Consider the following 14171-nt stretch of genomic DNA (forward strand, 5'->3'; position numbering starts at 1 on the left):
TGTTAAATTATTGTGAACAGAAATGCTTCTATCTTAGCCGCAAAGAAATAACCTGAATGAAAAACTTCAACATCAAGGCGGTTTTATTTTTGAACTATTTTGTTTTCGCAATTCTTCTGAATTCTGTGGGAACAGTGATTTTGCAGGTACAGCAAAACTTCGGGATTTCAAAATCATCTGCGAGTGTACTGGAAGGCTTTAAAGATCTTCCGATTGCGATCTGTTCATTTATTCTCGCTTCGTTTCTTCCTAAAATTGGGATTAAGAATTCAATGCTGATTGCACTATTTCTGGTGAGCGGAATGTGCTTTGTGATGCCGTTTACAAATGATTTCTGGATCTTCAAAGTATTATTTGCCATTGTAGGAGTTTCTTTTGCGCTTATTAAAATTTCTGTTTTTACTTCCATAGGTTTGGTGACAGAAACAGATAAAGAGCATTCAAGCTTTATGGGATTTCTGGAAGGATTTTTTATGATTGGCGTATTGGCTGGAAATGTTTTATTCAGTTTATATATTGACGATCATAATCCGAAATCTACCCATTGGCTGAATGTGTATTGGGTGTTAGGAATACTTTCATCCCTGTCATTTTTATTTTTATTCTTTTCAAAGCTTAATGAAAAAGAGGCGAGAAGCGAGAAAACCGATTTATTAGGTGATCTAAAGAACAGTGTAAGTTTATTCAGCTATAAAAAAGTATTGTTCTTTTTACTCTGCGCATTCCTTTTTGTATTGGTAGAGCAGAGTTTTCAGACATGGACTCCCACATTTTATAAAGAAATTTTAAAAGTTCCAACCTCTATGAGTATTCAGGCAGGAGCCGTTTTGGCAGGAGCTTTTGCGCTGGGAAGATTTTTATCCGGTTTCTTTTCCAGAAAAATCAGCTGGATTTATGTGGTGTCATTCTGTGTGATTGGTTTTGCTGTAAGTTTACTCCTGGTCCTTCCATTGACACATAATATTCATATTGATACAGGTACAAATTGGCTGAATGCACCACTTGTAGTGTATTTATTTCCATTAATGGGAGGTTTACTGGCCCCGATTTATCCGAGTATCAACTCAGTGATTCTTGCTTCCATCCCTAAATATTTACACAGTGCGATGTCTGGATTGATCGTGGTTTTCTCTGCCATCGGGGGAACAATAGGTTCAATCATTACAGGTTTTGTGTTTCAGGAATTCAGCGGACAGCAGGCATTTTACCTGTCTTTGATTCCCCTTTCATTGTTGATAACTTCAGCAATTTTCATGAATAAATTAAAAATTAACCCTAAGAAATAATTATGAGTAATCAGCTTTATATAAAAGAAATCCAGGTACTTTTTGATGCCGTACAAAAGTCGAAGATTTTTGAAGATCAGAAAATGATGACCGATGCCGTTCCTTTATTTCCGATTGCGGAGATTAATGCAAAATACGAACAGGAAAAAGATACTGCCGGTTTCGACCTGAAAAATTTTGTGATGACTTATTTTGATTTTCTAGGTGCTAAAGTTTCTATCCGTAGAGAAGATGATCTTCCAATCGGGCAGCATATAGAAAAACTTTGGGATGAATTAACACGCACAGCTTACGAAGAAAAAGGCACTCTTTTAAAATTACCAAAACCTTATATCGTTCCGGGTGGACGTTTCAATGAGTTTTTTTATTGGGATAGCTATTTTATTATGCTTGGGCTACAGGTTTCAGGTAGAGTAGAAATGATGGAGAATATTGTAGAAAACTGTTCTTACCTGATTCAAAATGTTGGATTTGTTCCCAATGCCAGCAGGACTCATTTCTTAAGCCGCTCACAGCCTCCCTATTTTTCGCTGATGCTTGATCTTCTTGCTGAGACTAAAAATGATGAAACTATTTATACTCAATATGATGATACTTTAGAAAAAGAATATGCTTTCTGGATGGACGGGGAAGAGGAAACAAAAATTGGGACTGGGTTGAAAAGAGTAGTAAAAACTAAGGATGGAGATGTTCTGAACAGATATTATGATACAGAAAACGAACCTCGTCCTGAAAGTTATCTGATTGATATTGAAGACCAGGAAAATGCGTCAGGAGAAGAATTTTATAGAAATATAAGAAGTGCCTGTGAATCCGGCTGGGATTTTTCCAGCAGATGGTTTGCAGATGGAGAACATATACAGACTATTGAAACACTGAATCTTGCTGAGGTAGACTTAAACTGTCTTTTATGGCATTTAGAAACAACACTGGCAAAATCATCAGCGCTTCAGCATCTGAAAGACAAAGAAAATTATTTTACTGAAAGAGCAGCAAGCCGAAGACATATGATTAATAAATACTTCTGGGATGAAAAGACGAAGATTTACAAAGATTATCATATTCAAAAAAACACAAAAACACCGTCTCAACATATTGCTGCTCTTTACCCTTTATTTCTGGGAATTGCAGATCAGAATCAAGCCAAAGCAGTAGCTGAAACCATTTTTGAAAAATTTTTATATCCGGGAGGGTTGGTTACTACGACTAAAAAAACAGGTCAACAATGGGATTTACCCAATGCATGGGCTCCTTATCAATGGCTTGGCTTTAAAGCCATGAAAAATTATGGTTTTGATGATGAGGCGGAACTTATTAAAAACAACTGGTGTTCGAATGTGGAAAGAGTGTATAAGAACACTGGGAAATTGATGGAAAAATACAATGCATTAGATACGGAAACAATTGCAGGAGGCGGGGAATATCCCAATCAGGACGGATTCGGTTGGACGAATGGAGTGTATTTAAAACTACAACAAAACTGAAACTAACAATAAAAAATAGGGCTATGAAAAAAAAATCAATCTTTTTAATTGCCGCAACTGCTGTATTATATTTCAATAAAGCATATGCACAGGAAACTCCACAAGATTCTGTGAAGGTTTCTTCTATCGATCAGGTTGTCATTACAGGGAATTCCAATCCCAAGAAAAAAATAGAATCCAGTACTGCTATTTCCACATTCAGTGCCAAGGAAATTCAAAAGCAGAATCCCATCAGTGCAGCAGCTTTGCTACAGAGAGTTCCGGGATTTGCTGTGGAAACTTCAGGAGGTGAGGTTGGAAATAACCTTTTTGCAAGAGGAATCCCTTCTGCTGGAGCGTACGAATTTGTGCAGGTTCAGGAAGATGGTCTTCCGGTTTTTGAAGATGGAGCACTTCAGTTTGCCAATGCGGATAATTTTTTCCGTGTAGATAATTCTGTAAGCCGTCTGGAAGCTTTAAGAGGAGGGTCAGGGTCTATTTATGCCAATAATTCTCCGGGAGGGCTTATCAACTTTATTACCAAAGAAGGAACTAATGACTTTAAAGGAACTGCCAAGCTTGAAACCAGTACTTATGGATTAATGCGTACAGATCTTAATGTGGGGGGGGCTTTGGTGAAAGATAAATTATTCTTCAATATAGGTGGTTTCTATAGATCAGATGACGGAATCAGAAAAACAGGATTCAAAGCTAATAATGGTGGGCAGATCAGAATGAACCTGAAGTATGTCTTTGATAAAGGCTACGTTAAAGTGTATTATAAAAAACTGGATGACAGAAATACCTTCTTCCTCCCGATTCCATTGACGCAAGATGGTGATAAATTAAAAGGATTCAACGGTTTTGATCCTAATTATGGAACGTACAGTTACAGAGCCATCAGTCAGTTAAACATTCCACAGGCCGGAGGTGGTTTTTTCAGCAGAAACCTGGAAGATGGAATTCATCCGAAAGTAGATGTATTGGGAGCAGAATTTAAATATGACCTGGGTGGAAACTTCAGCGTTTTAAATAAAACCCGGTACACCAATATCAATATGAATTATACGGGGATTTTCCCGGCAGGGGCACCTCAAACCGGAGCAGATTTTACGAAAGGTATGGGAATGACCAATTACCAGTATTCTATGGTAAGCAGTGGAGCATTGGTTGATCCTCAATTTGTTCAAAAACTAGGGTTCTGGGCGATTGATAAGCAGATGAATAATTTTGTGAATGATTTACAGTTCAATTATAAATTCGACAAAGGAAATGTAACGGCCGGATTTTATAAATCAAACTGGAAATCCCATCAATACTGGAACTGGAGTAATATCCTGACTACTGCTACAGACAGGCCCGAGCTGCTAAACCTGGTAGATCCATCTCTTAGTCCAAGCAGTGTAGGATATTCTAAAACGTATAACGGAGTGACGGATATGTCTACTTTGCTTAGGGATTCACAGATCCAGGGAAGTCTGAATGATCTTTATTTAAATCTGGATTACAATGTGACGGATGCATTAAGCTTTAATGGAGGAATCCGCTACAGCCGCGATTTCTACAGAGGATACAAAGTTAATACGACTACAGCCAATCTTAATAATTCAGGGTTAACCGTTGATGGAACTCATGGTTTTGATACCACGACTGCTGATGACCATATGAATGTTCTCGGAAATCAGTTTACCTATTGGTATTATGATATTAATAAAGTCTCTTATACATTGGCATCTAATTATAAGATCAATCGTGAAAATGCGATATATGCCCGTTTTTCTCACGGATTCAGATCTCCAAATGAAGAAGCATATTACAATAATATAGGAAATTTAAGTGTTGTAAAACCTGTATTAACCAACCAGTTGGAAGTAGGGTATAAGTATTATTCCCGTACTTTCGATATTGCAGTGATTCCTTTCTATTCGGCACTTAAAAACCTTTCATTTACAGATGTTTACTCAGACGGAACTTCGGAAAATAAATTTGCCAATACTACCAATTTTGGGGTAGAAATTGAAGGATATGCGAGATTATTCAATAATGTCTTTGAAGTTACTTTCAACGGGACCATTCAGAATCCGAAATATAAAGATTTTAACGGACGAAATGCTGATGGTACTACCTTCGATTATAGTGGAAATATTGTAAGAAGAATTCCTAAGTTCTATTTCAATATTGCGCCTGCGGTGAATATTACCAAAGAATGGAGAGCGTATGTGAGTATGAATTATTATGGAAAACGTTTCCAGAATGAAGGAAATACAGATGATAATATTCTGCCATCATTTACTGAATTTGGAGCCGGAATGTCTTATCAGTTAGGAAAAATTCGCTTTGCAGTAGATGGAACCAATATCTTTAATACGATCGGAATTACAGAAGGAGATCCAAGGTCTCAGACTGTAGCCGGAAATATAAGAATGGCAAGACCTATTATGGGAGCAGCTGCCAGAGCATCTATTACTTTAGATTTCTAAACTCTATTTCTTTATAACATGAAACCGCCAGGGCCTAGCCCTGACGGTTTTTTTATTTCCCTCACAGACGATGTAGATTAAACCGCTTTTATTATAAATAGAAATCTGCATAATCTGTGAGCGATTAAATATCTTATTTCACAGCAATCCTGATTGTTTGAAATACAATACTTAGATTCTTCCAGAATGATAAAGATGTGTGTCGTCTCACCTATACCCTCAAACTTTCCGACTCTAAAACCCGATTCCTGCCTATTTAAAAAACGGATTATACTGCTTTTCAAAACCTATCGAAGTAGGGTTTCCATGACCGGAGAAAACCTGTGTGTCAGGGTCCAGTACGAAAAGTTTCGTTTTGATACCATCAATTAATTGTTCGTAATTTCCTTTATAAAGATCTGTTCTGCCGATACTGCCTTCAAAAAGTACATCACCGGAGATCATGAATTTCTGATTTTCGTTGTGATAAACAACACTTCCCGGAGAATGTCCAGGGACATGATAAATTTTGAATTTCTCTCCATCCAGCTCAAGTTCTTCCCCTTCGTTAATATATTCGATATCTACTTTTACAGGATCAACAGGGAATCCAAATCTCATTCCACTCGCCTGAAGCATATCAAGAACTTCTTGATCTTCCTGATGCATATTCACCGGAACCTTGAACGTATCAAATGCCCACTGAAGTCCCAAAACATGGTCAATATGTGCATGAGTTAAAAGAATTTTCTGAATGTTCAGTTCTTTTTCTTTGATAAAATTATCAATGGCTTTGGTTTCCTGCTCATTCATATTTCCTGGATCTATTAACCAGGCATTTTTATTTTCATTATAAAGAATATAGGTATTCTCACTCGCGAAGTTGCATACGAAACCTTGAATCTGAAGCATAATCTGAATATTTTTATTCAAAAATACGATATTATTAAGAAAATGGCTATTTTTCGTTATCTTCGTCATAATGAAAACTTTGCGAATACTCTTACTTTCCCTGGGTGGACTGGTTTATGGACAAAATATCCAAAGTATCCAGCTATTCAACCCACAGACGAATGATGAAACGCCGGTCATCAAATTCGGTGAACAATTGGTGTTAAGCTTTGATGATCTTACCAATGGTAGTGAGATCTACAGATATACCATCAAACATTATGACAGAAACTGGAATGATGATAATTTGTTCTTTACGGAATTTGCCACTGGTACTATGAATGCGCTTTTAGACAAGTTTCAATATTCATTCAACACTTTACAGGCATATACTCATTATAAGCTGACTTTTCCTAATGATAAAATTCAACCGAAAATATCAGGAAATTATGAACTGATTGTTTACAAAGATTCTGTAGATAAACCGCTTTTTAAAAGAAGATTTTATCTGGTGGAAGATATGGCGACCTTAGGCGTGAATGTTTCAAGAATAGCAGATGCCAAAAATCCTAATATCAATCAGAGAGTAGAAATACAGGCTTTACCGAAAGCTGGTGATCTTTCTTCCAATGTAAACTCTATGAGTTTGAATGTGATGCAGAATAACAATCCCAATATGACGGTTTCCAATTTGAAACCAAGTTCTGTTTTGGGGAACCAGCTGCTTTTCCAGCAAATGAATCTTGCTTTCCCCGGAGATAATGAATTTTATTATTTCGATAATAAAAACATGACGACTCCTGCGGATATGGTTCGTGCCGTAGAAGTTAAAGATGATGTCAATCATACGTATTTATATCCGGTTTGGGCATTTCCTTTAAATTATCAGTACCAACCCGATGTAAACGGAGCCTGGTACTATAGAAGAAATGACCTGGGAAGAGAAAGGGATGCTGAAAGAGAAGCAGATTATTCCTGGGTATATTTTTATCTGGAATCAGATCCGGTAGATAAAGACATTTATATTCTTGGAGGATTCAATAATTTTAAACCTGGCAAAGAAAATCAGATGCAATATGATGCTGCAACGAAACAATATGTAGCTAAATTATTCCTGAAGCAAGGGTTTTATAACTATATTCTTGCCACAAAACAAGGGGATGCACCTTTAGATTTTGGTGAGGTGAATGGTAATTTCTGGCAGACTGAAAACCTTTACCAGGCTTTTCTTTACTTTGCCCCTTTTGGGCGTAATTATGATGGATTGATGGGGTATGGAGAATTCAGGACTCCGGTTAGAAAATAAAAATGTAAAATCAATATTAAATGATAATAAAGGTTATTTCGAAAGAGATAACCTTATTTTTTTATCCAAAATATCAAATAAGGATAATTTTATCCAATAAAATGCAGTACATAATGAAAATAATAATTCACAAAAGAATGATTTTTGTGAAATTAATTCATGAAAACTATTTATAATAATAAAATTATGTTTAATTATTTCTCTTTGTTTTAAAATCGTTATTGTGGTTTGTTTAATGATTTATATTTTCAATTGAATTTTAAATAACATATATATCATTTTGTTGTGAAAAGTTTATACCTTCGTTTTACACTTAACAAATATTATTTATGAAAACAAAATTTATTTTAGCAGTCAGCGTTGCAGCCTGCTCCTTCGTTTTTGGACAAAACACTCCATCAAAAGTAATTTCCGGTAAAAATGGATTACACGCAGAATTTCTAAGATTTGATAAAAACGGGCCTGCTTTTCAGGGAAGTCCTGTTTTATTTGATGAAAGATCTGAAAGACTTTCACCGGGGCAATCTCGTAAATTGGGTGCTGAAACAGACCAGCTAGGGTTTGAAACTCACAGATTCCAGCAAACAGTGAATGGTATTCCTGTAGAATATGGAATGATGGCTGTACAGACTAAAAACGGTAAAATAGTAGGACAGACAGGAAAATGGATTCTTGATGTTCCTCAAAGCGTTGAGAAACAGGCAAACCTTTCTGAAAGTATAGCGCTGCAAAATGCCTTATCATTTGTAGGGGCAGAATCTTATAAATGGCAGAATAAAGATGAAGAAGATTTTATTAAAAGAGAAACGAATGATAAAAATGCCAGTTTTGCACCCAAGGGTGAGCTGGTTTACTATTCAGAACCTACTGACGAAAAGCTAAATGATCTTACCTTAGCCTATAAATTTGATATTTATGCAGAAAAGCCATTAAGCAGACAATATGTTTTTGTAGATGCAAAAAATGGAAAGATATTAGGAACTGACGCATTGATTCATGATATTAATACACCGGGAACAGCTACAACAGGTTATAGCGGAAACAGAAATATTGTTGCAGACTCTTATAATGGAAGTTACAGACTAAGAGAGACCGGAAGAAACGGTGGAACAGCTGTTGAAACTTATGACTTAAAAAAAGGAACAAATTACTCAACGGCAGTAGATTTTACAGACTCTGATAATGTTTGGAATAATGTAAATACCAATAAAGATCAGTATGCAACAGATGCACACTGGGGAGCAGAAATGACGGTAGATTACTTGTATACAAAATTTGGCAGAAAGAGTATTGATAACAATCATTTTGCTATAAAATCATATGTTCATTATTCCACCAATTATTTCAATGCATTTTGGGATGGCTCAAGAATGACCTATGGTGATGGAAGTTCTACCACAAACGGAGGAAAGCCTCTGACAGCCATTGATGTTTGTGGACACGAAATCACACATGGAATGACCTCTAAAACTGCGAATTTGGTATATCAAAGAGAACCGGGAGCTCTGAATGAAGGGTTTTCAGATATTTTTGGTAATACAATAGAAAAATGGGCCAGACCAAGTCAGGCGAGTTGGACATTGGGTGAAGATTTCAGTTATGTGATCAGAAATATGGCAAACCCTAATGCTTACAGCCAGCCGGATACTTATATGGGAACCTACTGGAAAACTACCACTACCTCAGGTTGTGTAACTCCTAGCCAATCCAATGATTATTGTGGAGTTCATACCAACTCGGGAGTTCTTAACTTTTGGTATTATTTATTGGTAACAGGAGGTACAGGAACTAATGATAAAGGTTTTGCCTATAATGTTTCAGGAATAGGATTTGATAAAGCAGCTGCAATTGCTTATAGAACACTGACTAATTACCTTACTTCTAGTTCCAATTATGCAAATACAAGAACATATTCTTTACAAGCTGCTACAGATTTGTATGGGGCAGGAAGTAATGAAGTAACACAGGTGACTAATGCCTGGAATGCAGTAGGTGTTGGAGGCGGTACCTCTCCGGCAGGACTTATTGCATCAGCAGCTAATGAGTCTCCTTATACGATCAGTCCAAACCCGGCAACAGACAGGTTTACTGTATTATTTAATGGAAAAGAAGGTAAAGGAACTGTAGAAGTGGTTAATTTAACAGGAAGAAAAGAACTTTCTGAAAAAGTTAATCTTACAGATGGGGCAAATAAACTGGAAATAAAGCTGCCATCCAATATGCTTCCTGGCGTTTATGTTGTAACCGTGAACGGACAGAAAGCTGGAAACTTAATTAAAAAATAATCTTTTATATATCTTAAATAAAGAATCTGTCCTCAATAGAGGCAGATTCTTTTGTTTTTACACGTTTGACATCAAATGATAAACCTGTGAAATCCTTTATCTTAAAGCTATTTTTGGTTTTTTATGTATTGTTCTCTATAAATTTAATTTGAAAGCTAGACAAATTTCGGGTGTATTATTCACTTAATAATGATATTTCTCATTTATTTAATTTTTGATTTGTGAAGTCACTTCTTGTTGAAATATATTTTTTTAAATTCGCTGACCCCATTTATTAATGGGGGATTCTAATAAAAAAATATAAAAAAATGAAGCGGATTATTTTATTTTGCTGCGCAGTTTCTCTGTGCCTTATTTCCTGTGTAAGGGATAATAACAATGAAGAATTTCTACATTCTGATCAATCTCAAAAAATGGGTCGTTTCGACACTCAGCCTTTTAGTTGGGATGTCTCTACTATTGATAAAGATCACATCTTTGTTGGAGATAACAGTACAAAAGTGGGAGTTTCAGGAGTTAACCCGGCTACAGGGAAAAATATCAGTGTTAACAGTTCAACAATATATCCGGGAGCGGTATATCCTTTAAACAGAATTGAAAATTTTACATTTGATTCAGAAGTTAATTATGATAAGAATCCATATGATTTGATTTTCTCATTTTCTAATCCTTATGTTATTGAAGGAATAGATAGTCCAAAAGGATTTACTACCTATAATAATATGCTGTCTCAGGCAGTTACATCTAAAAATTTCAATGATTACATCAATTCAGGGGTGAAAAAAAGTGTTGATTATTCAGCAACAGAATGTTATAGCTATTCAGATGTTCAGAAGGCACTTTCTTTTAATGTTGGTTTAGGAACCATTTTTACTACAAAAATGTCCCAAAATACACATACTACAAAATATAAGAGTATCTATTTTGCAAGACTTGTAGCAACTTCATTCGATGTAATATTCGAACCTAGCAAAAATGGATTTTTTAAATCACCGGAGCACAATAACGATGCTAAAACCATTCAGCAGACAGGTGTTCCTTCTCAATATTTTACCAGCAAACCTTACTTTACTAAGCAGGTAACTTATGGAAAATATGCTTATTTAGCGATTGAAAGTGAATATTCTTACGAAAAAGTAAAATCTGCTATTGAGGCTACCTTTAATATCTGGAAAGTATCAGGTGGTGGTGGATATAACCAGGAAACAACAGAAATTTTATCAAAATCTGTAGTAACGGTTATGACTACAGGAGATAAGAGTACAGAGCCTTTCTGGGGAAATTCCTTGGATAACCTGTATTCTATGTTCAATGTGAAATTTGATTCTAACTTCTATGGTTACCCTATTTTTACTCAAATGAGAAGTGTAGCTACTGATGAAACTCTTGAATTGGACAATCCTACAAGTGTTGATAGAGCTAAACTTGTAACTTATGTTTATAAAGGAGATAAACGTTGGACAGGATTTGGAGGGGTAAAAGTGTTAAACCTGAAAGCGAATTCTAACAATACCAACGAATTCTCAAGAATGGATATTGATGTTTCATTCAGAAGTAATAGTTCAGGAGCCTATATAACAAGATCGTATACGAAATATTTTACTCCAACTTCTACATCCATTCATGTTCCGGAACAAATGTTCAAAGAAGGATTTAAGCTGGATCATAACTGGGTAGGAAGAACCTGGGATGGAGAATCTGAAACAATGACCAGAATAATCCTGTATGATAAAGCCGGAAACAAAGTTTCTGTTCCGCATACTACAGAGTTTGCATGGTTTGGTTCGTATGATAATTTTTAATTAAAAAGAATATCCCATAAAAATAAAAAGGGCTGCCTTAAGATGAGGCAGCCCTTTTATATTGTGATAAATGATTATACTAAATAAAAATCATTCAGTTTTTCTTCGCAAAGTGTTTTTACCACTTCTATCCATCGGTCTTCATCATTCAGACAGGGAATGTAGTGGAAGTTTTCCCCACCACCATGCATGAACTGCTCTTTTCCTTCTACAGAAATTTCTTCCAGTGTTTCAAGACAGTCTGATACGAACGCAGGACAAACCACAGCAAGATTTTTAACACCTTTTTGAGGAATGGTTTCCAGGGTTTCATCTGTATAAGGCTCAATCCATTTATCTTTTCCTAATCTTGACTGGAAAGAAACAATTGTTTTTTCCTTTGGAAGTCCCATCTTGGCAATTACTGCCTCAGTGGTTTTATAACATTGATGTCTGTAACAGTAAGCATTATGAGTATCTACCTGACTGTTGATACAATTGGCATCATCAATTTTACAGGTGTTGGAAGGATCTGTTTTATACAGATGTCTTTCCGGAACTCCGTGATAAGAAAACTGAAGAGCATCAAAATTCTCAGGAAGTTTTTCCTTGATACTTTCAGCAAGACAGTTGATGTAGATATCTCTGTTGTAAAAAGGTTGAATATAATTGATCTTTACGGTTGGAAATTTCTTTTTTCTTACCTCTTCTGCTTTTTCAATAACAGTTTCTGTAGTACTCATTGCATATTGAGGGTAAAGCGGGAAAAGAACGATTTCAGAAATTCCCTGATCCACCAGTTTTTGAATTCCGGTTTCAATACTGGGTTCAGCATATCTCATCCCGATTTCCACAGGTACGTCTACCAGTTTTTGAAGCTTTTTCTGAATCTTTTCAGTAATGGCGATCAAGGGTGAACCTTCATCCGTCCATACCGTTTTATAGGCTTCGGCAGATTTAGCAGGTCTTGTTTTCAGGATAATCCCCTGAACAAGCAACGCCCGAAAGATCCAACGGTAATCAATTACCCTTTCATCCATCAAAAATTCATCAAGATATTCCTTTACATCATTTACAGCTGTAGATCTTGGTGATCCAAGGTTGACCAGTAAAATTCCTTTTTTATTCAATTTTTTTATTTTAATGATGAAACAGACTTTTCAAAATCTGTTACCAATTCTAATACTTTAGCAAAGGTATTGTTTTCAACTGAGCCATCAGGCTCAAACTTACCCTTTATCGCTTTGATTAAAAGCTGATGTTTATCATCAATGACAGCACCAAGGGTTTTTAAAATCAATAATAATTCTTCATGACCTTTCTCTCCATGGGCAGAACCTGTAATGATGGCAACAGGCTTATCCAGAAAAACATTCGTGGAAACACACCATTCCAAGAGGTTTTTTACTCTGCTCGGAATACTGAAAATATATTCCGGAGTAGAAATAATAACACCTGCTGAATCTTCAATATCTTCTCTGATCTTCATAATTTCCTCAGGCGTATCAACATCCGTTAATGCCGTATCAAAATGAGGAAGAACAGAAAGATCATCATACATCTGGAATGTAATATTGGGATTCTTATCCAATACCTGTTGTATCAGTTTCTGATTACTGGAATTGTTTGTAGCGCTTCCAATAATGATGAGGATCTTTTTTGAAGGGATCATGAACTCCTGATTATCCGTTTACTGCTTCCACTCTTTCTACAAGGTCCGGAACGAATTGTTTTAAAATATTTTCAATTCCGTTCTTTAGAGTAGCCGTAGAACTTGGACATCCTGAACACGCTCCCTGCAAAAGCATTTTAGCTGTTTTGGTAGATTCATCATATTCCATAAGGGAAATTTTTCCACCATCATTTTCTACAGCCGGAGCCACATATTCATTTAAGATATCAGAAATCTTCTGCTCATCATCAGTATAATCTCTGTTGATGATCTTTTCTACAGGATTTTCGTGTTTCTGCGGTTCAATGTTTGAAATTTCACCACCATTTTGAAGATACTCAGCAATAAGAGCACGCACGGTCATCATTACTTCATGCCATTCCACAGAGTTATCTCTGGTAACTGCTACAAAGTTATCTGAAATGAAAACCTCAGTTGCAAAATTAAATTCCTTAAAGATAGCTGCCGCTAAAGGAACCTCAGCTGCTGCTTCTCTTGATTTTACTTCTATAAAGCCTTCCATAAGCAGTTTGCTGGAAACAAACTTCATTACATTCGGGTTAGGCGTCATCTCAGAATAGATCTGATACATTTCTTTTTTCTTCTGAAGATAAATTCTTGGATTGGCCAATAATTCGTCTTCAATCACATTTTTCAGGCTTTCAGCTACATGTTCCCATTCGATAGTATCCTGTTTTGCTACTGCTACAAAATTAGCTGTGATGAAAATTCTTTCTACAAACGGATAATTGAAAAGTTCCTGTGCCAAAGGAATTTCTGAAATATCTGAATTTCTGTCCAACTCCAAAGACCCTGGAATCAAGTTGTAATCTGCTACAAATTTCATCACTTTTGGGTTTTCAGTTGGTTCTATAAGTACGGTACGCATTTTTTCGTTAAATTTGAGATACAAAAATACGCATTAGAAGTTAGAAGCTGTAAATTGGGAGTTAGATTTTTGCTATCACTGTAATTTAGAAGTTAGATACTAAAAAGCAGAAGGTAAAAATCATGACTTTCAAACAGGC

General features: G+C 35.9%; 10 protein-coding genes. 6 read left to right on the forward strand and 4 right to left on the reverse strand.

The window, feature by feature from the left end:
• Positions 1-56 precede the first annotated feature (56 nt).
• Genes EG344_RS15230 through EG344_RS15240 form a run of 3 tightly spaced genes read left to right on the forward strand, consistent with a single transcriptional unit; the run spans position 57 to position 5229 of the window.
• The gene (locus EG344_RS15230; RefSeq protein ID WP_123910143.1) at positions 57-1286 is read left to right on the forward strand and encodes an MFS transporter; all 1230 of its coding nucleotides are present in this window, start codon (positions 57-59) and stop codon (positions 1284-1286) included.
• Between the two features lie 2 nt (positions 1287-1288).
• Positions 1289-2770 carry a trehalase family glycosidase gene (locus tag EG344_RS15235; protein WP_123910144.1) on the forward strand — a complete coding sequence of 494 codons (1482 nt, stop codon included), beginning with the start codon at positions 1289-1291 and terminating at the stop codon, positions 2768-2770.
• A 23-nt stretch (positions 2771-2793) separates the two neighbouring features.
• Positions 2794-5229 carry a TonB-dependent receptor gene (locus EG344_RS15240; protein WP_123910145.1) on the forward strand — a complete coding sequence of 812 codons (2436 nt, stop codon included), beginning with the start codon at positions 2794-2796 and terminating at the stop codon, positions 5227-5229.
• 252 nt (positions 5230-5481) lie between these two features.
• On the opposite strand, the gene EG344_RS15245 is transcribed toward EG344_RS15240, so the two are convergent.
• Positions 5482-6120: an MBL fold metallo-hydrolase gene (locus EG344_RS15245; RefSeq protein WP_123911831.1), complete on the reverse strand. Its 639-nt coding sequence runs from the start codon at positions 6118-6120 to the stop codon at positions 5482-5484.
• 70 nt (positions 6121-6190) lie between these two features.
• Here EG344_RS15245 and EG344_RS15250 point away from each other — a divergent pair, with 70 nt between their 5' ends.
• From EG344_RS15250 to EG344_RS24135, 3 genes are all read left to right on the forward strand, one after another.
• Complete coding sequence (locus EG344_RS15250) at positions 6191-7405, forward strand: DUF5103 domain-containing protein (RefSeq protein ID WP_123857555.1); 1215 nt, start codon at positions 6191-6193, stop codon at positions 7403-7405.
• Between the two features lie 329 nt (positions 7406-7734).
• Positions 7735-9690: a M4 family metallopeptidase gene (locus EG344_RS15255; protein WP_123910146.1), complete on the forward strand. Its 1956-nt coding sequence runs from the start codon at positions 7735-7737 to the stop codon at positions 9688-9690.
• 308 nt (positions 9691-9998) lie between these two features.
• The gene (locus EG344_RS24135; RefSeq protein WP_185145562.1) at positions 9999-11492 is read left to right on the forward strand and encodes a hemolysin; all 1494 of its coding nucleotides are present in this window, start codon (positions 9999-10001) and stop codon (positions 11490-11492) included.
• A gap of 74 nt (positions 11493-11566) precedes the next feature.
• On the opposite strand, the gene hemH is transcribed toward EG344_RS24135, so the two are convergent.
• The 3 genes from hemH to EG344_RS15275 are packed head-to-tail and all read right to left on the reverse strand — an operon-like array spanning position 11567 to position 14032.
• Positions 11567-12601 (reverse strand): ferrochelatase, encoded by a 1035-nt coding sequence (hemH, locus tag EG344_RS15265; protein WP_123857553.1) that lies wholly within the window; start codon positions 12599-12601, stop codon positions 11567-11569.
• A 5-nt stretch (positions 12602-12606) separates the two neighbouring features.
• Entirely contained in the window at positions 12607-13143 is a 537-nt protein-coding gene (locus EG344_RS15270) for an NADPH-dependent FMN reductase (RefSeq protein WP_123910147.1), read from the reverse strand.
• Positions 13144-13153: 10 nt separating this feature from the next.
• Positions 13154-14032 carry a NifU family protein gene (locus EG344_RS15275; RefSeq protein ID WP_123857551.1) on the reverse strand — a complete coding sequence of 293 codons (879 nt, stop codon included), beginning with the start codon at positions 14030-14032 and terminating at the stop codon, positions 13154-13156.
• Positions 14033-14171: the final 139 nt, after the last annotated feature.

It is taken from the genome of Chryseobacterium sp. G0162 (assembly GCF_003815715.1).
Lineage (GTDB): Bacteria > Bacteroidota > Bacteroidia > Flavobacteriales > Weeksellaceae > Chryseobacterium.

What these genes read in the sequence shown, in the direction of transcription:
- EG344_RS15230 (WP_123910143.1), top strand. Translation starts at nt 57, where the DNA reads ATGAAAAACTTCAACATCAAGGCGGTTTTATTTTTGAACTATTTTGTT.
- EG344_RS15235 (WP_123910144.1), top strand. Translation starts at nt 1,289, where the DNA reads ATGAGTAATCAGCTTTATATAAAAGAAATCCAGGTACTTTTTGATGCC.
- EG344_RS15240 (WP_123910145.1), top strand. Translation starts at nt 2,794, where the DNA reads ATGAAAAAAAAATCAATCTTTTTAATTGCCGCAACTGCTGTATTATAT.
- EG344_RS15245 (WP_123911831.1), bottom strand. Translation starts at nt 6,120, where the DNA reads ATGCTTCAGATTCAAGGTTTCGTATGCAACTTCGCGAGTGAGAATACC.
- EG344_RS15250 (WP_123857555.1), top strand. Translation starts at nt 6,191, where the DNA reads ATGAAAACTTTGCGAATACTCTTACTTTCCCTGGGTGGACTGGTTTAT.
- EG344_RS15255 (WP_123910146.1), top strand. Translation starts at nt 7,735, where the DNA reads ATGAAAACAAAATTTATTTTAGCAGTCAGCGTTGCAGCCTGCTCCTTC.
- EG344_RS24135 (WP_185145562.1), top strand. Translation starts at nt 9,999, where the DNA reads ATGAAGCGGATTATTTTATTTTGCTGCGCAGTTTCTCTGTGCCTTATT.
- EG344_RS15270 (WP_123910147.1), bottom strand. Translation starts at nt 13,143, where the DNA reads ATGATCCCTTCAAAAAAGATCCTCATCATTATTGGAAGCGCTACAAAC.
- EG344_RS15275 (WP_123857551.1), bottom strand. Translation starts at nt 14,032, where the DNA reads ATGCGTACCGTACTTATAGAACCAACTGAAAACCCAAAAGTGATGAAA.